The sequence below is a fragment of the Bacillus sp. JST-5 genome, assembly GCF_057747715.1.
The window spans coordinates 1-17,984 of record NZ_JBYLHW010000054.1 but is presented as its reverse complement, the minus strand read 5'-3'; the positions used below and the strand labels follow the sequence as shown (position 1 = coordinate 17,984).

Genomic DNA, 17,984 nt, shown 5'->3' with positions numbered 1-17,984 from the left:
ATGGAGATCCGACAACTCCTCCTATGTTTGCATGTGAAAAATGTGGGGGTGAAATGTATCCTGAGTATTATAAAGGGGTACATGGCATAGAGTACAAATTATCGGATATTCTCTAACCATGAAAAGGACCGGGCTATGCCCGGTTTTTCTTATTATAACTAGTTTTCGAAAAGACTAGTTCATTTCACGAAAAAAAATAGGATTAGTCCTTGTTAAATAAAGGTAGCTTCTTCGAAAAATTCTCCAAACTCAAAATAAGTTCCCCTACAAAATTAAAATTTATCACTTATGACATGGAAAACTAAGTATAAAAAATAAACAAATGGAAAAAATGGGATGAGAGCGTAATTTTGAAATTTAGTGGAGGGTTTGGTATGAAAAGGCTAGCTTTAATAATGGCGGGAATCCTATTTTTTATGAACGTAGGATCTACGATTATCTATGCAGAAGAAAAAGGTATTCAACTTGCAGAAAATGCGAAATCTGCCATTCTCATTGAACGTGATACAGGAACCGTTCTTTACGAAAAGAATATTCATGAAAAGCTTCCTCCAGCAAGTATGACAAAAATTATGACGATGTTACTAATTATGGAAGCCATTGACCAAGGCAAATTATCATTAGATGAAAAAGTGAGAACAAGTGAACATGCGGCATCAATGGGAGGTTCGCAAATATTTTTAGAACCTGGAGAAACAATGACGGTGGATGAGTTACTTCATGGAATTGCAATCGCCTCTGCAAACGATGCATCTGTTGCATTAGCTGAACGGATTGCAGGCTCAGAAGAAGCATTTGTTAAAATGATGAATGACCGTGCGAAAGAATTAGGATTAAAAAATACAAAATTTCAAAATGCAACTGGACTTCCTGCTGAGGACCATTATAGTACAGCATACGATATGGCAATGATGGCAAAAGAACTTTTGAAACATGAAAAAATAACGGAATACACCGGAAAATATGAATCTTATTTAAGAGAAAATAGTGACAAAAAATTTTGGCTAGTAAATACAAATAGACTTGTTAAATTTTATCCAGGAGTAGATGGATTAAAAACCGGCTATACAAGCGAAGCAAAATACTGCTTAACTGCTACAGCAGCTAAAGATGGAATGAGAGTGATTGCCGTAGTATTTGGAGCACCAACGACAAAAGAAAGAAATGCACAAATTTCTAAAATGTTAGACTACGCTTTTAGTCAATTTCAAACAAAATCCATTTATAAGAAGAATGAAAAAGTTGCTCAAGTAAAAGTTTCGAAAGGGAATAAAGGAAAAGTTTCAGTTGTCACTGGTGAACCTGTGTCACTTCTCTCTAAAAAAGGAGAGAAAATGAATAACATAGAACAGCAAATGACTTTTCATAAAAACTTGAAGGCTCCAATTCAAAAAGGTGAGGTTATTGGAAAATTAGTCATTAAAAAAGACGGGAAAGTTCTTTCAGAAAGTGAACTAGTTGCCGGAGAGAATATAAAACTAGCGACGTGGTGGCAATTATTTAAACGTTCATTTGGAATGATAACAAAATTGAATGAATAAAAAATAAGACGGATTTCATCGAATCTTTACTAGTTTTGTCATAGGGAAGGAATTTAAAAGAATGACATAGAATAGACTCACTATACTATAGAAGGAGGCTGTATATAGTGAGTCTAGACATTCATTTAGAAATCAAGCAAGACGTTTTATGCATTCGTTTAAAAGGTGAACTGGATCATCATACGGCTGAAAATTTAAGAACAAAAGTATCCGATACCATTGAGAAGAACGAAATCCGTCATATTGTATTAAATTTAGAACAATTGACGTTTATGGATAGTTCAGGTTTAGGTGTTATTTTAGGAAGATATAAACAGATTAAGCAACGTAACGGTGAAATGGTCGTTTGCGCAATCTCTCCATATGTAAAAAGATTGTTTGAAATGTCTGGATTGTTTAAAATTATTAAATTAGAACAATCTGAGGCGTTTGCATTAAAGAGATTGGGGGTTGCGTAAACATGAAAAATGAAATGCATATGCATTTTAGCGCTTTAAGCCAAAACGAATCCTTTGCTAGAGTGACTGTAGCAGCTTTTATTGCACAGCTAGACCCGACGATGGATGAATTAACTGAAATTAAAACAGTCGTTTCAGAGGCTGTTACAAATGCGATTATCCATGGGTATGAGAACGACCCTTCCGGATTAGTCTACATTTCCGTTTCGATTGATGATGGACTTGTAGAGCTAACCATTCGTGATGATGGCGTAGGGATTTCTAATATCGAAGAAGCAAGACAACCGTTATTTACAACGAAACCTGAGTTGGAAAGATCCGGTATGGGATTTACAATCATGGAAAACTTTATGGATGAAGTAACAATACAATCTGAACCGAATAAAGGTACCGTTGTCCACATGAAAAAATATTTGGCGAAAAGTAAAGCGCTATGCAATTAAGGAGTCTTGCCTATGGATGTGGATGTCAAAAACGAAACTCATACGTTTTTAAAAGATCATGAAGTAAAAGAGTTAATTAGACGCAGCCAAGAAGGGGATCAAGAGGCACGAGATTTAATTGTTGAAAAGAACATGCGCTTAGTTTGGTCGGTAGTTCAACGATTCTTAAACCGAGGGTATGAACCTGATGATTTATTCCAAATCGGATGTATTGGTTTATTAAAATCCGTTGATAAATTTGATTTATCCTACGATGTAAAATTCTCTACCTATGCAGTACCAATGATTATAGGAGAAATTCAACGATTTATCCGCGACGATGGAACGGTGAAAGTTAGCCGTTCGTTAAAAGAAATGGGGAATAAAATACGAAAAGCGAAAGATGAGCTTTCTAAACAGTTAGGAAGGGTTCCTACTGTTTACGAACTAAGTGAATACATGGAAGTTCCAGCGGAGGAAATTATTTTCGCCCAAGAAGCATCAAGAACACCTTCCTCCATTCATGAAACAGTGTACGAAAACGATGGGGATCCGATAACATTACTCGATCAAATTGCTGATCAGAATGAAACAAAATGGTTTGATAAAATCGCATTAAAGGAAGCCATTGAAGAATTAAATGAAAGGGAACGACTAATTGTATATTTAAGATATTTTAAAGATCAAACACAATCTGAGGTTGCTTCAAGATTAGGAATATCTCAAGTACAGGTTTCCCGTTTAGAAAAGAAAATATTAAAACAAATGAAAGACCGAATGGAATTATAATCATTCGGTTTTTTTATTTTCCATAGAAATTATTGGATTTCATGAAATGATATCTTCAAATCCATACTACCTATATAAGGAATATTTAATGCAGGATGTGGATGAGATGGAAAGGACGATTTATATAAGGTTGTATCACCGAATCCAAGTTCAACCGAATCAAGAAATTCGAGTGAAAGATGTTGCTCGCATCATTGCAGATGATCCACTACTTTCACAAATAGATCAATTATTCATCCATAAAGTAAAAAAAGAAGATCGCAATATGATAGTCCTTGATGGTATGCGAATCATAAAAGCAATTACGGAGAGAGTTCAAGATGTTGACATTCAAATGATTGGACCGCAACAAACGATTGTGGAAGTTGTTTATACAAAAAAGAAATTATCGATTCCTTTATTTATTCTAGTTTGGACACTATTATTTGTAGGTTCAGCGTTAACAATCATGAACTTTCATGAAGATGTAAGTATGCAAATCGTTCATCAGAAATTATTTAAAGTGATTACCGGCATTTGGGATGAAAAACCGCTTCTTTTTCAAATTCCTTACTCAATCGGATTAGGACTTGGTATGATATTGTTTTTTAATCATTTGTTTAAAAAACGTATTAATGAAGAACCGAGTCCGTTAGAGGTAGAAATGTTTAACTACCAGCAATCCATCGATCAATACATTATCTTCCATGAAAATAAAGAAAGTAGCCTAAAAAAAATCGATGACCATTAAAGTTGTTATTCTTTTATTAGTAAGTTTTGCTGGTGGTTTAGCAGTAGGCGCAGGTTATGTAGCATTTTTAACGGTACTCGGTATAATCCCAAGATTAATGCAATTGACAAAAACATACAATCTAATCCAATGGTATGAATGGGCAACAATATTAGGTGCGTTCATTGGATGTTGGTTAAGCTTATATGAACCAACGCTAAAATGGTCCATGTTATTCATGATTCCTATAGGTTCATTTTACGGTGTATTTGTCGGAATGCTTGCAGCTGCTTTAACTGAAGTATTAAACGTTTTCCCAATCCTTGCAAAACGCATTGGAATGGAAAGAAAATTGTTGATTCTAATTATGGCAATCGTATTAGGAAAAATAACCGGCTCATTATTCCATTGGATTTATTTTGTTGATCTTTAGGATGAAAGGAAATCCCATTCATGAAAAAAAGAAAAGTTATACTCATAACGGATGGCGATGAATATGCCTGTAAAGCAGTCGAATTAGTTGCGAAAGAGCTAGGGGCAAGATGTATTTCCAGTTCCCATGGAAATCCAACACCTTTAAGCGGAGAAGAAATTGTCAAATTGATTCATAAAGCCGCCAATGATCCAGTATTTGTGATGTTTGACGATAGTGGATGCATTGGCGAAGGAGTTGGGGAAAAAGCGATGAAATATGTTGCCACCCATCCTTCCATCGAAGTTTTAGGAATACTTGCAGTAGCATCAAAAACGAATCATCATGAATGGGCAAAAGTTGATGTCTCAATCGACCGGTATGGAGAAATCACTCACTATGGAGTTGACAAATACGGTATTCAAGAATTTGAAGTTGGAAGAATCAATGGAGATACGGTTTATTCTATAGACTCATTAAATGTACCAATCGTAGTTGGGATCGGCGATATCGGTAAAATGTCAAAAATCGATCATTATGAAAACGGTTCACCAATTACAAAAAAAGCGATACAACTAATTTTAGAAAGGAGCGGCTACTATGGTAAACAGCAAGCCAATCCCCAAAAAACTCAATGAAATCGAACAATATATGGAAGAACGAGTTGGATTGAACGTTAGCTTTGATTTAGGACTAAGAAAAATTCAATTATTAAAAAAAGATGTCCATTTATACTACATAAATGGTCTTTGTGATACGAATTTTATTATTCATATTATGGACGAACTATTAAGCATAAATGATCATGAAAAATTGACATCGAATGTAATAAAAATTATCGAGAATCGTATCATTCACCAATCGGTCGAAATGGTTTCGACTTTAGATGAAATGGTTGATCAAGTGTTATCTGGTCTTATTGCCATTATTATTGAAGGTGACGAAAAAGCTATCATCGTTGATACGCGAAGTTATCCAGGCAGACAACCAGAAGAACCGGATACGGAGAAAGTAGTTCGTGGATCTCGAGATGGGTTTGTTGAAAATATTATTGTAAATACAGCATTAACGCGAAGAAGAATACGAGATGAAAGGTTACGTTTTGAAATCTTAAATGTTGGGGAACGGTCGAAAACTGATATTGCTATTGGATATTTAAAAGATGTAGCCAATCCAGACTTAGTAGATATTATCAAAAAAGAATTAAAAAATATTGATATTGACGGAATCACAATGGCAGATAAGACGATTGAAGAATTTTTAGTCAAACAAGGTTATAATCCTTTTCCACTTGTACGTTATACCGAAAGAGCAGATGTTGCATCCACTCATTTGTTGGAAGGACATGTTCTTATTTATGTTGATACTTCACCGAGTGTAATCATTACTCCAACGACTTATTTTCATCATGTACAACATGCCGAAGAATACCGTCAGTCTGCTGCTGTTGGAACTTTAATTCGTTGGACGAGATATTTAGGGATATTTGCTTCTATTTTTTTATTGCCGCTCTGGTTATTATTTGCATTAAACGAATCACTTTTACCAAACGCGATTGATTATATTGGTCCTAACAAAGAATCCAATGTTCCGCTAGTCATGCAAATATTTTTAGCCGATATCGGAATTGAATTTTTACGAATTGCTGCTATCCATACACCAACTCCTCTATCTACTTCTATGGGGATTATTGCCGCTGTTTTAATTGGAGACATTGCTGTTGAAGTTGGATTATTTGTTCCAGAAGTTATTTTATATGTAGCGGTATCAGCCATTGGAACATATTCAACACCTAGCTATGAATTAAGTGTCGCCAATAAAATAGCTAGACTAATTTTATTAATATTAACAGCCATTTTTCATGTACCCGGTTTTGTCATTGGTTCAACGCTATATATTTTATATTTAGCGCATATTCGTTCATTAAATACGCCTTATTTGTGGCCGTTTATTCCATTTCATCCAAAAGCCTTTATGCAAATTCTTATTCGTAGATCCGTACCAGGTTCTAAAATCAGACCAAGCATCGTACAGCCATTAAATCGTAAAAAACAACCAACATAAAAGTTCCATTGCCGAGAGTTTATGAATATGATAAAGTTATTTTTATCGAATGGTATAGAAGAAATGGCAAATTGCCTTTCTTCTCTTTTTCTATATAAGGGGTGTTGATGGCATGCATTTTTATGGGACAATGGCAATTAATAGTGAAGGTCATTTATCGATAGGTGGTTGCGATACGATACAATTAGCCAAGGAGTTTGGTACACCTCTATATGTATATGATGTTGCACTCATTCGTGAGAGAGCAAGAGCATTTAAACAAACGTTTCAACAACTAGGAGTCCCATTTCAAGTAGCTTATGCAAGTAAAGCATTTTCATCTATTGCTATGATTGAATTGATTAATGAAGAAGGTCTTTCTTTAGATGTAGTTTCTGGTGGAGAATTATATACTGCTATAAAAGCCGGTTTTCCTCCTAATCGAATACATTTTCATGGCAATAACAAAAGCCGGGAAGAAATTAAAATGGCTCTGACCTATAATATTGGCTGTTTTGTAGTGGATAACTTTTACGAATTAGAAACATTACATCAATTGTGTAAAGAATTAAACAAGAAAACAAATATTTTACTCAGGGTAACGCCTGGTATTGAAGCTCATACTCATGATTATATATTAACTGGACAAGAAGACTCTAAATTCGGATTTGATTTACAAAACGGTCAAGCCGATAAAGCATTACAATTAGCAAAATCTTATAATAAACTGAATGTTCTAGGTTTGCATTGTCATATAGGTTCACAAATATTTGACACGACAGGTTTTATTTTAGCTGCTAAAAAGATTATTGATAAAATGGCAAATTGGAAAAGTGAATATGGATTTGAGCCAACGGTTTTAAATTTAGGTGGTGGATTCGGGATACGTTATACAGAAGAAGATGAACCGATTCCGCCGGAACAATTTGTATATGAAATCGTGAAATTTATTCAACAATATGTATCGGAAAAAGATCTATCATTACCAGAAATTTGGATAGAACCCGGACGTTCTTTAGTTGGGGATGCTGGAACAACGTTATACACGATCGGTTCGAGGAAAGATGTACCGAATGTACGTTCATATTTAGCGGTAGATGGAGGGATGAGCGATAATATTCGTCCCGCATTATATCAAGCGAAATATGAAGCTGTTCTGGCACATAAACCGCTGGAAGAACATGAAGAAACTGTCTCCATTGCAGGTAAATGTTGTGAGTCTGGTGATATGTTAATTTGGGACTTGCCTTTACCGAAGTGTTTTTCCAATGATATTTTAGCTGTTTTTTGTACGGGTGCATACGGATATTCAATGGCAAACAATTACAATAGAATCCCAAGACCTGCAGTAGTCTTCGTTGAAAATGGAGTTCCAAGACTTGCCATCAAAAGAGAAACTTATGAAGATTTAATTAAACTGGACTTGCATTTACACGAATCCGTCATAAAATAAATACTGGTCATATAGAAAAATTAGTAGACTTATAGTAAAATAGTCATGTCCTTTAATAGAAACATTAATTGAAAACTTTGGAAGGCGTGCATGAAAGATGCGGAAACAAAACATTATCCTATTTTCGATTTTTGCCATTGTTGCTATTGCATGGGGAATCTATTATTGGTTCTATATCGTTCAATAAATATTAGGAATGTTCTATCTAAATCTTGGAAATACTAATAAATATGGTAAATTAAATAATGAGGGGTATTTATGTTAATTCGATATAAAAAATCTTCGGAAAAGATTGCAATGGGTTTGCTTTCTTTTATGCCAAATGAAAAAGATTTAAAAAAACTTCAGCAAACGATTAAAAGTTATGAAACAGAAGATAACTGGCATTTATTTTTGTGGAAAGACGGAGAGGATATTATTGGATTAATTGGCGTAAAGGAATATGATCAACATATTGAAATTCAACATATTTCTGTAAATCCGTCTCATCGTCATCAAGGAATTGGAAAAAGTATGATTAAAGCTTTAAAAGATTTATTTCCGAATGTATCTATTAAACCTAATGAATATACTTCTGCATTTGTTGACCGTTGTGACTTATCTGATGATTAAAAGAAGACTAAAAAAGCACATCTATGAGATGAACCATAGATGTGCTATTACTTTTCTTTCAATCTTTTTTTCTTTTGTATCGCATGATTCCTTGCTTCAATGACTTCACTACGATCTCTTAATTTATGTTTATGGATTAAATATTGGTTTGTTAAGTCGCTTTTTCGATTCCAAGTTAACTGGTTTTGTATACATATGTTTTTCACAGTATTTAGTAATTTTAAATCATTAATGGGTAGTTCAATGCTTTCATATGGAATTTTCTGTTCTATCTTTTTTTTGGCTTGTTCTAAAATGTTGAAAAACTTTTCGTCATTTAATCCAAGGGTCGGAATTAAATGCCTCTCTTTTTTGAAAATAGCTTCACAGTTGCAAATCATTTTTATTGCACCATTCCAATTGTTTCTACGATAATGATAAAATCCAACGGCTAACTGGATTAGACCTTCCCACAATGGGTGTTTGTTTCCTTTTCCTTTCCAATATTCTTCTAATATTTCGTGACACTCAAAGTAGTCTCTTGTACAATGAAATTGAACTAAGTATTCAATATATTCTTTCGGGTACATATTTTTCTCTCCACTCTTGACATTTCTATGTTTTTCCCTATTTGACTACTAAAGGGAATCGTCTATACTTATTTATAGTTTATCGAATGATTAATCTATAGGCAAAGGTGCGCATATGATGGAATATAATGTGAAAGTGGATGTATTTGAAGGACCACTAGATTTATTGCTACATTTAATTAATAAATTAGAAATCGATATTTATGATATACCGATGACGGAAATTACAGAACAGTATATGATGTATATTCATACGATGCAAGAACTTCAACTTGACGTCGCAAGCGAATATTTAGTAATGGCAGCTACTTTATTAGCTATCAAAAGTAAAATGCTTCTACCAAAACACGAGGATGAATTACTAGATGAAGAATTAATAGATGAATATGAAGAAGATCCTCGGGAAGAGCTTGTTGAAAGATTGTTAGAATATCGTAGATATAAAGAAGCAGCCAATGAGTTAAAAGAAAAAGAACAAGATCGTTCTCTTTATTTTACGAAACCACCAAGCGATTTATCAGAATATGCGGAAGAAATAAAGTCTGAACGACTTGATTTAAATGTAACAATCTATGATATGTTGGGAGCATTTCATAAATTATTAAGAAGAAAGAAATTACAAAAACCGTTGAATACAAAGATTGCTCGCCAAGTAATTTCAATTGAAACTAGAATGGAAGAAATTTTAAATGAATTAAAAAATACAAATGGCGAAATCAACTTTTATCATCTTTTCCCAAAACCTATTCGCTCTCACATTGTCGTTACATTTTTGGCCATTTTAGAGCTTATGAAAAGAAATGACATTTTTGTTAAACAAGAAGACAACTTTGGAGATATATGGATAAGCTTAAAAGAAGGAGTCGAAGCAGTTGGTGTTCGTTAATTGGAAAGGAATTCTAGAAAGTTTATTATTTGCTGCCGGAGATGAAGGTTTAACGTTAAAGCAAATCACACAAGTAATGGAAATTGATGAAACGAAGGCATTAGAAGTCATACAATCATTAAAAGAAGAATACGAGACGAATAGGGATCGTGGAATACTATTAATCGAATTAGCAGGGACCTATCAATTAGCAACAAAAAAGGAGCATGCAATTTATTTAAAAAGATTAGTAGAATCTCCAGGGAATTCTACCTTGTCTCAAGCCGCTCTTGAAACATTAGCTATAGTCGCTTATAAACAACCAATTACTAGAGCGGAAATTGAGAATATTCGTGGTGTTAAGACCGAACGTCCATTACAAACATTGATGGCGAAAGGACTGATTGAAGAAGTTGGACGTGTGGAAGGAACCGGAAGAGCGTATCTTTATGGTACGACGAAAGAATTTTTAGATTATTTCGGTCTCAAAGATTTAAATGAACTTCCTCCTCTTCCTGAACCAGGGGATGAAGACTTTGAACAAGATGAGGCTGATTTATTTTTTCATAAAATGAAAGAATTGGATGTTGAATAAAAGAAAAAAGGGGTGGGTGTGTTGAAAGTTTTAGAAATGAAAGGGTATGAGCTTGAAAAAGAAGTAAAAAACTCTTTTGAAGATTACTTTAATCGTAGCGAAATCATCTATGAATATAAGGGGAAAGAGAAAAAGCTATCCGTCTTGTATTTACGGTATTTTGAAGAAAACTTAAATCAATTCACACCATTTCAAACAAATCCTGTGTTTCAACATCAAGAACATTCCTATGATTTAAAAGATATTGTTGCATTTCTATATTTTATGAAAAAACAAGATCCAAATGAAAAGAGAGTTTACATCAACGATGAAAATGAATTTTCTGCTATATTTAAAGATTTACCAATAGAAAAAATCCATGAATGGTTAATTTCCTTTTCGGAAGGACATTTAGTTTTAAACGACGTAATCAAAAGGTAAAAAGCTGTACAAGGAGAATTTTCTCCTTTTGTACAGTTTTTTTTGCTCAAAAACAGGAGCTTATTCAATTTTTTGATCATATCTTGAGCATGTCCGCATAAACTTGTACAAAACTTATAAGGGAGACGAGGTAAAAATTTATGAAACGAAACTTCATGAGATTTATCGCTTTCCTCATTGTCTCAACCATTATCTTGACAATCATTCCTATTCATATCGTACAAGCAAATGTTCAAGTGAGTGCCAGAAATGCGATATTAATGGATCAGTTAACAGGACGTATTCTATTTGAAAAAAATGCCCATGAGAAAAGAAAAATTGCGAGCATTACAAAAATAATGACTGCTATTATTGCTATTGAATCAGGAAAGTTAGATGAGATCGTAACTGTTAGTAATCATGCAGTAGGTGTAGAAGGGTCTTCCATATATTTAACAAAAGGAGAAAAAATAAAACTAGAAGACTTAGTCTATGGACTCATGCTTCGATCCGGCAATGATGCAGCTGTAGCAATAGCAGAACATGTGGGTGGAAGTTTAGAAGGGTTTGTTTTTTTAATGAATGAAAAAGCTGAGCAAATTGGAATGAAAAATACTCATTTTTCCAATCCCCATGGATTAGATGACCATGAAGATCATTATTCAACGGCTTATGATATGGCGCTATTAACGAAATATGCGATGCGAAATGAAACATATCGAAAAATTAGTGGCACAAAAATACATCGTGCGAAAAGTCCGGATGGGTCGTGGTACCGTACTTGGAAAAACAAAAATCGATTATTAACAGAACTTTATCAATATTGTACAGGTGGAAAAACAGGGTATACGAAAAAAGCTAAGCGTACTCTTGTAACAACTGCATCAAAAAATGGCATGGAACTTATAGCTGTAACATTGAATGGACCAGATGACTGGAATGATCATATCGCTATGTATGAAACAGCATTTTCACAATATGATTACATAAAAATATTGTCTGAAGGTGAAATCGAATCAATTAAAGACCCTGCTTACAAAAATAAAGTATATATCAAAAGGGATGTTATATATCCGCTAACAAAAAAAGAAACTGAGCAAATCAAAGTTCATTTTGATTTGATAAAACCGAAAAAAAAATGGCGCAAAAATGATCGAGAAGTTCCTGATATCGTAGGAAAAGTAGTTATTTATTTAAATGAATATCCGATTCAGCAATTGCCGGTATATTTTGAACATGAGGTACGTCCTTCATCTCTTTTCGATAAATTTTCTGAATTATTTTTAGCGATAATGGGTGTTAAAAGTCATGATTAATATAATATGGGTTGCAATGACGATTGTTGGTATAATTTTTGCAATGATTAATGGAACGATGGAAAAGGTTAATGAAGCAATTTTTGAAGGTGCGAAAGAAGCGGTTACTCTATGTATTGCTTTTATTAGCGTTTTAGTTTTTTGGTTAGGAATAATGAGAATTGCACAAGATGCAGGTTTGCTAAAAAAACTTACATCAATTTTTAAACCTCTTGTTAAAAGATTATTTCCAGAAGTACCGGAAAATCATCCTGCAATGGGATATATTTTATCCAATATGATTGCAAATCTATTTGGCTTAGGTAATGCCGCAACACCATTAGGAATTAAAGCAATGGAACAATTAAAATTACTTAATGGAGGAAAAGATTCGGCATCACGATCGATGATTACTTTTTTAGCTATCAATACGTCAAGTTTAACGATCATTCCAACGACGGTTATTGCTATTCGAATGACTTACCATTCGGCATCTCCAACTGAAATAGTAGCACCAACACTTTTTGCTACCATTTGTTCAACATTAGGTGCAATTTTCATTGATCGATATTTTTATTATCGAAGAAATAGAATCGGAGGGAAATAAATGGCCCTATTTTCTACCATATCTTTATGGCTAATACCCATTCTGATTGGTTTCATCCTTTTGTATGGTACGTGGAAAAAGGTTTCTACTTATGAAAGTTTTGTCGAAGGTGGAAAAGAGGGGATTAAAATTGCCGTTTCCATTATTCCTTTCTTGGTAGGAATGTTAGTGGCCATTCAAGTATTTAGAGCATCTGGTGCCCTTGATTTTTTTGTTCATTTATTGAAACCGGTTCTTCAATGGATAGGAATTCCGGCTGAAATTGTACCGTTAGCATTAATTCGCCCAATCTCTGGGACAGCTGCGCTAGGGATTACAAGCGATTTAATCGCCACTTATGGACCGGATTCCTTCATTGGAAGATTAGCATCAGTTATGCAGGGGAGTACAGATACAACATTATATATATTAACAGTTTATTTTGGTGCGGTTGGAATTAAGAAAATGGGGGATGCTTTAAAGGTAGGTTTGCTTGCAGATTTAGTTGGAATTGTTGCAAGCATTGTCATTGTAACGATTCTATTTGGATCATAATGGAATTGTTTATTGGTGTAAAATATTAATAGTTTCAATGTTTAATCATCATTTTCCATATGAGGAAATGATGATTCTTTTTTTATACAACTTTTCGACGTCCATTTTCATAGAGGTAGTTTGTTCAGACCTTTTGAAAGAAGAACAATTAGATTTGACGAGTTGTCGTCTATTTATTAGTGTCAATCATTCATAACAATAATAACGATATGAAAGATCATTTAAACAAATAGTCATCATCAAGTAAAGAATAAACATTAATGTTTTGTTTTCGCCCCTTTTTTATGTCATAATTCATGAAGGAATAGTTTTACATCAATGTGAGGAGGATACCATGGAAAGACTACAAAAAGTCATTTCTCAAGCAGGTATAGCGTCTAGAAGAAAAGCTGAACAATTAATTGTTGAAGGACGCGTGAAAGTGAATGGGAAAATTGTTCGTGAATTAGGTACGAAAGTTAATCCGCAAGAAGATCATATAGAAGTTGATGGGATTCCTGTGGAAAAGGAAGAACCGGTTTATTTTTTATTTTATAAACCTAGAGGTGTACTCTCTACCGTAAAAGATGATAAAGGTCGAAAAACAGTTATAGATTATTTTCCGCACGTTTCACAACGTATATTTCCTGTAGGAAGATTAGATTATGATACGTCTGGATTATTACTATTAACAAATGATGGTGAATTTGCCCATTTACTGATGCATCCTAAACATAAAATTGATAAAACGTATGTAGCAAAATTAGAAGGGATTCCCCCACGCTCTTTATTAAAACAGTTAGAAAGAGGAATTGAGTTAGAGGATGGAATAACAGCACCTGCAAAAGTTAAATTTCTTTCAGGTGATAGAAGAAAGAATACATCTATTGTTGAGATCACTATTCATGAAGGTAGGAACCGTCAAGTTCGCCGAATGTTTGAGAAAATTGGTCATAAAGTTTTAAAGCTTAAAAGAGAAAAGTATGCATTTTTAACGTTAAACGGCTTAAATGCAGGGGAAAGTAGAGAGTTAACCCCTCATGAAGTTAAACATTTACGTGAGCTTGCAAAAAAAGGGACAATCCTTTAATGAACTGTCACATAACCTTCAAAATATTTAACGGTCGAAAAATATGAACATGGTATAATGTATTTGAATGCTGTCTTTTTGGGGGATGTTTAGCAAATGAAAAAGAAACAACGGTTAATTATGAGAACCGCTATATTAGCCCTTTTAATTGTAATCATTGGTTATACTTTATACGCAAATTTTACGAAAGATGAGAGAGAAGCTGCCAGAGTAGGAGAAGATGCCCCTAATTTTGTATTAAAAGATTTGGATGGGAAAGAATATAAACTTTCCGATTATAAAGGAAAAGGTGTATTTTTAAATTTTTGGGGTACATATTGCGAACCTTGTAAAGATGAAATGCCATATATCAATAACCAATACAAACAATTTAAAAATCTAGGTGTTGAAGTGATCGCTATAAATGTCGGTGAAACGGATTTAGCTATTAAACAGTTTGCCGAACAATATCAACTAAGTTTTCCAATTGTAGTTGACAAAAAAGGTGATGTTCAGCATGCTTATCGGATTAATCCTTTACCGGCGACTTTTTTAATAAATCCAGAAGGGAAGATAATGAAATATTACACTGGACCGATGGATGAAAAATTGGTGAAAGAGTTTATGGAAATGATAAAACCATAAGAAGTAGGAGATTTTTATGAAAGATGTTAAATGCGAATGTGGTCATGTGAATCCACTAGGTACAGTTATATGTGAATCTTGTGGAAAAGTATTAATAGAAAATGAGTCGAAGAAATTACTAGATATGCGCTATGAAGGTAGTGCAAGAAGATCTCAAACGTATAATAAAACGATTGTTGATAAAATTTGGAATTTCTTTTCTTCGGTAAAAGTCGGTGTTGTATTAATCGTTATTACGCTTATTGCATCAGCTATAGGAACCATCCTACCACAAGAAATGTATATTCCTAAAACAATACCGGCCATTCAACATTACCGCGATCAATACGGATGGTTTGGCGAACTATATTATCGTTTAGGTTTTCATAATTTATATAGTCAATGGTGGTATTTATTATTAGTGGCATCCATTGGTGTATCCTTAGTAATCTGTAGTCTTGACCGTGTAATACCATTATATAAAGCATTAAAAAAACAAAGAGTAACAAGACATAGCGGATTTTTAAAAAGACAAAGACTTTACGCTTCTCAAACAAAAAAGCTAAGTGAACAAGAAATTTCTTTCCTCAAAGAAAAACTAGAAAAAAAACATTACAATGTTCGGATTGAAAATGGGAACATTTTAGCAGAAAAGGGTAGGTTTTCTCGTTGGGGCCCTTACGTGAATCATATTGGACTTATAATCTTTTTATTCGGTGCAATGTTGCGTTTTGTTCCAGGAATGTATGTTGATAAAGTTTTATGGATTACGGAAGGTGAAACGAAGCCTATCCCTGGGACTGATAATCAATATTACTTGAAAAATGAAGATTTCATCCTAGAATTTTATGATAAAGAAAAAGATAAAGAAGTTTTTCAAGAGGCATTAGAAAAGGCCGGAAATATAGTGAAAAACTATCAAACAAATGTTGTTTTATATAAACAAACAAAAGAACCAGTACCTGGTGCAGAACCGGAGCTAGAAAAAATAAAAGAATTTAAAATTCAAGTGAATAAACCATTAAAATTCGATGACTATGCTCTTTATCAAGTAGATTACCGCACACAAATGAAAAAAATGACGTTTGCATTAACGCATAAAGAATCTAAAGAAGAGTTTGGAAAAATAGAGATTGATTTAAACAATCCTAAAGAAAAATATGATCTTGGAAATGGATATTCTGTGCAAATCATTCGATATTTTCCAGACTTAACATTTAATGATAAAGGCGAACCGATGACAAAATCATTATATCCAAATAATCCTGCGTTTATATTTAAAATGATTACCCCTGATAAACCTGAAGGTGAAACCAGTGTAGTCGCGATTCAAGAAACTGTCGAACCTTTAGGTGAGAACGACTATAAAATGACGTTTCAAAATCTAGAAATGCAATATCATTCTGCCTTAACGGTTAGAAAAGATCATACGTTATGGATCATTGGTATAGGTGGGATTATTTTTATGATCGGTGTCATTCAAGGATCTTATTGGAACCATCGAAGAATTTGGATCCAACAAATCAATGGTGAACTAATGGTTGCTGCACATACAAATAAAAATTGGTATGGATTAAAAAGAGAAATAGAAGCGATTTTTAAAGATACAGATTTACCATTACCTAAAGATCAATTAAATAGTGAGGAGCAAGGTAGCTCTGAGAAAGGAGTGAATTCGGTTGGCTGAATTAAGTAGTAATTTATTGTTTGCATCATTCATTTTATATTTACTCGCGATTGTTTTCTTTGCCGGATCCATTCGACAAAAGAAAGGAATTGTTACGAAAGAAAGAAAACATATTGCTAGTAAAATAGCCATTACGATAACCATCATCGGTTTTCTTTCACAACTTGGATACTTTTTTACTCGTTGGATTGCAGCAGGACATGCACCAGTAAGTAACATGTTTGAATTCACAACATTCTTTGGGATGATGCTCGTTGGGGCATTTATCGTCATTTATTTCATGTACCGAACTCCTGTTTTAGGAATATTTGCTCTAATCATTGCGGTATTAATTATCGCCTATGCAAGTATGTTTAATCGAGAGATTACACCGCTTATTCCTGCTTTACAAAGTCACTGGTTGTCTATTCACGTAACAACAGCTGCATTAGGACAAGCGATTTTAGCCATCAGTTTTGCTACGGGATTAATTTATTTAATTAAAGCAGTTGACCAGACGAAAAAAAGCAAAAGAACGTTTTGGTTAGAAGCAATTATTTACGGAGTTGTCGTAACGATAGGATTTATTGCTGTAACATCAATATTTGCTGGAATGAATTATGAAGCCGAATTTAGTTATGTTAATAAAGAAGGGAATAACGTTCAAGAAACTTATACGTTACCTGCAATAGTCGGCCCTCATCAAGGTGAATTGTTAACGGAAGGGAAATTACAACCGTTCGTAGAAATGCCAGATTATATTAATGCGCAACGTTTAAATACGGTTATTTGGTCATTTTTTGTGGGAACCATTTTATACATTTTACTAAGGCTCATTTTCAGAAGACGAATTGGAGCGGTCATTCAACCTGTTACGAAACGGATGAATTTAGATTTAGTGGATGAAATTACGTATCGAAGTGTTTTAATTGGATTTCCAGTCTTCACATTAGGAGCACTAATATTTGCAATGATTTGGGCGCAAATTGCCTGGACAAGATTTTGGGGATGGGATCCGAAAGAAGTTTGGGCATTAATTACTTGGTTATTTTACGCAGCTTTCCTCCATTTACGTCTTTCAAAAGGATGGCATGGTGAGAAATCAGCATGGCTTGCTGTCATCGGATTTATTATAATTATGTTTAATTTAATTTTTGTCAACTTAGTTATCGCTGGGCTCCATTCTTATGCATAAAAAACATAATCCTTCACTAGTCATTAGTGAAGGTTTTTTTCAAATGATTGATTTTTTTACTTTTTGTAAAAAGTCCTGCGGTAATATGTCAAGCACCAAAATCAAAGGAATTGGAAATTCTAAACCGCAAAAGTTCTAAAAAAGGCAA

At 33.8% G+C, this 17,984-nt stretch carries 21 protein-coding genes; 20 read left to right on the top strand and 1 reads right to left on the bottom strand.

Annotation, left to right across the window (positions count from 1 at the left end):
• The first annotated feature begins 374 nt into the window (after nucleotides 1-374).
• The 10 genes from AC3ASS_RS10825 to AC3ASS_RS10780 all read left to right on the top strand — a co-directional run bounded on the left by AC3ASS_RS10825 (nucleotide 375) and on the right by AC3ASS_RS10780 (nucleotide 8,439).
• Nucleotides 375-1,541, top strand: a complete 1,167-nt coding sequence (locus AC3ASS_RS10825) for a D-alanyl-D-alanine carboxypeptidase family protein (RefSeq protein WP_488283542.1) — start codon at nucleotides 375-377, stop codon at nucleotides 1,539-1,541.
• A 107-nt stretch (nucleotides 1,542-1,648) separates the two neighbouring features.
• A complete protein-coding gene (gene spoIIAA, locus AC3ASS_RS10820; protein ID WP_488283541.1) occupies nucleotides 1,649-1,999 on the top strand; it encodes an anti-sigma F factor antagonist in 351 nt (116 codons plus the stop codon).
• A gap of 2 nt (nucleotides 2,000-2,001) precedes the next feature.
• A complete protein-coding gene (gene spoIIAB / locus AC3ASS_RS10815) occupies nucleotides 2,002-2,442 on the top strand; it encodes an anti-sigma F factor (RefSeq protein ID WP_488283540.1) in 441 nt (146 codons plus the stop codon).
• Between the two features lie 12 nt (nucleotides 2,443-2,454).
• Nucleotides 2,455-3,210, top strand: a complete 756-nt coding sequence (gene sigF / locus AC3ASS_RS10810; RefSeq protein ID WP_488283539.1) for an RNA polymerase sporulation sigma factor SigF — start codon at nucleotides 2,455-2,457, stop codon at nucleotides 3,208-3,210.
• A gap of 106 nt (nucleotides 3,211-3,316) precedes the next feature.
• Nucleotides 3,317-3,940: a stage V sporulation protein AA gene (locus tag AC3ASS_RS10805; RefSeq protein ID WP_488283538.1), complete on the top strand. Its 624-nt coding sequence runs from the start codon at nucleotides 3,317-3,319 to the stop codon at nucleotides 3,938-3,940.
• Nucleotides 3,930-4,352, top strand: coding sequence for a stage V sporulation protein AB (locus AC3ASS_RS10800; protein ID WP_488283537.1), 423 nt, complete (start codon nucleotides 3,930-3,932; stop codon nucleotides 4,350-4,352). Before AC3ASS_RS10805 ends, AC3ASS_RS10800 begins: the two co-directional genes overlap by 11 nt.
• 20 nt (nucleotides 4,353-4,372) lie before the next feature.
• Complete coding sequence (gene spoVAEA, locus AC3ASS_RS10795; protein ID WP_488283536.1) at nucleotides 4,373-4,969, top strand: stage V sporulation protein SpoVABEA; 597 nt, start codon at nucleotides 4,373-4,375, stop codon at nucleotides 4,967-4,969.
• A complete protein-coding gene (locus AC3ASS_RS10790) occupies nucleotides 4,932-6,395 on the top strand; it encodes a spore germination protein (RefSeq protein ID WP_488283535.1) in 1,464 nt (487 codons plus the stop codon). Before spoVAEA ends, AC3ASS_RS10790 begins: the two co-directional genes overlap by 38 nt.
• A gap of 112 nt (nucleotides 6,396-6,507) precedes the next feature.
• Complete coding sequence (lysA, locus tag AC3ASS_RS10785; protein ID WP_488283534.1) at nucleotides 6,508-7,827, top strand: diaminopimelate decarboxylase; 1,320 nt, start codon at nucleotides 6,508-6,510, stop codon at nucleotides 7,825-7,827.
• Nucleotides 7,828-8,085: 258 nt separating this feature from the next.
• Nucleotides 8,086-8,439, top strand: coding sequence for a GNAT family N-acetyltransferase (locus AC3ASS_RS10780; RefSeq protein WP_488283533.1), 354 nt, complete (start codon nucleotides 8,086-8,088; stop codon nucleotides 8,437-8,439).
• 47 nt (nucleotides 8,440-8,486) lie between these two features.
• Here AC3ASS_RS10780 and AC3ASS_RS10775 read toward each other — a convergent pair whose 3' ends face one another.
• On the bottom strand, nucleotides 8,487-9,008 hold the full coding sequence (locus AC3ASS_RS10775) for a DUF309 domain-containing protein (RefSeq protein WP_488283532.1): 522 nt from the start codon (nucleotides 9,006-9,008) through the stop codon (nucleotides 8,487-8,489).
• Nucleotides 9,009-9,126: 118 nt separating this feature from the next.
• Here AC3ASS_RS10775 and AC3ASS_RS10770 point away from each other — a divergent pair, with 118 nt between their 5' ends.
• The 10 genes from AC3ASS_RS10770 to ccsB all read left to right on the top strand — a co-directional run bounded on the left by AC3ASS_RS10770 (nucleotide 9,127) and on the right by ccsB (nucleotide 17,836).
• Nucleotides 9,127-9,894 carry a segregation/condensation protein A gene (locus AC3ASS_RS10770; RefSeq protein WP_488283531.1) on the top strand — a complete coding sequence of 256 codons (768 nt, stop codon included), beginning with the start codon at nucleotides 9,127-9,129 and terminating at the stop codon, nucleotides 9,892-9,894.
• Nucleotides 9,881-10,468, top strand: a complete 588-nt coding sequence (gene scpB / locus AC3ASS_RS10765; RefSeq protein ID WP_488283530.1) for an SMC-Scp complex subunit ScpB — start codon at nucleotides 9,881-9,883, stop codon at nucleotides 10,466-10,468. The genes AC3ASS_RS10770 and scpB overlap by 14 nt, the downstream gene beginning before the upstream one ends.
• A 21-nt stretch (nucleotides 10,469-10,489) precedes the next feature.
• Nucleotides 10,490-10,888, top strand: coding sequence for a hypothetical protein (locus AC3ASS_RS10760; protein WP_488283529.1), 399 nt, complete (start codon nucleotides 10,490-10,492; stop codon nucleotides 10,886-10,888).
• Nucleotides 10,889-11,028: 140 nt separating this feature from the next.
• The gene (locus AC3ASS_RS10755; protein ID WP_488283528.1) at nucleotides 11,029-12,183 is read left to right on the top strand and encodes a D-alanyl-D-alanine carboxypeptidase family protein; all 1,155 of its coding nucleotides are present in this window, start codon (nucleotides 11,029-11,031) and stop codon (nucleotides 12,181-12,183) included.
• A complete protein-coding gene (locus AC3ASS_RS10750; protein WP_488283527.1) occupies nucleotides 12,176-12,769 on the top strand; it encodes a nucleoside recognition domain-containing protein in 594 nt (197 codons plus the stop codon). The genes AC3ASS_RS10755 and AC3ASS_RS10750 overlap by 8 nt, the downstream gene beginning before the upstream one ends.
• A complete protein-coding gene (locus AC3ASS_RS10745; RefSeq protein WP_488283526.1) occupies nucleotides 12,770-13,303 on the top strand; it encodes a spore maturation protein in 534 nt (177 codons plus the stop codon).
• 334 nt (nucleotides 13,304-13,637) lie between these two features.
• Nucleotides 13,638-14,372 carry a pseudouridine synthase gene (locus tag AC3ASS_RS10740; RefSeq protein WP_488283525.1) on the top strand — a complete coding sequence of 245 codons (735 nt, stop codon included), beginning with the start codon at nucleotides 13,638-13,640 and terminating at the stop codon, nucleotides 14,370-14,372.
• A gap of 96 nt (nucleotides 14,373-14,468) precedes the next feature.
• Nucleotides 14,469-14,996, top strand: coding sequence for a thiol-disulfide oxidoreductase ResA (gene resA, locus AC3ASS_RS10735; RefSeq protein ID WP_488283524.1), 528 nt, complete (start codon nucleotides 14,469-14,471; stop codon nucleotides 14,994-14,996).
• A gap of 16 nt (nucleotides 14,997-15,012) precedes the next feature.
• Complete coding sequence (gene resB, locus AC3ASS_RS10730) at nucleotides 15,013-16,662, top strand: cytochrome c biogenesis protein ResB (RefSeq protein ID WP_488283523.1); 1,650 nt, start codon at nucleotides 15,013-15,015, stop codon at nucleotides 16,660-16,662.
• Nucleotides 16,655-17,836: a c-type cytochrome biogenesis protein CcsB gene (gene ccsB, locus AC3ASS_RS10725; RefSeq protein ID WP_488283522.1), complete on the top strand. Its 1,182-nt coding sequence runs from the start codon at nucleotides 16,655-16,657 to the stop codon at nucleotides 17,834-17,836. Before resB ends, ccsB begins: the two co-directional genes overlap by 8 nt.
• Nucleotides 17,837-17,984: the final 148 nt, after the last annotated feature.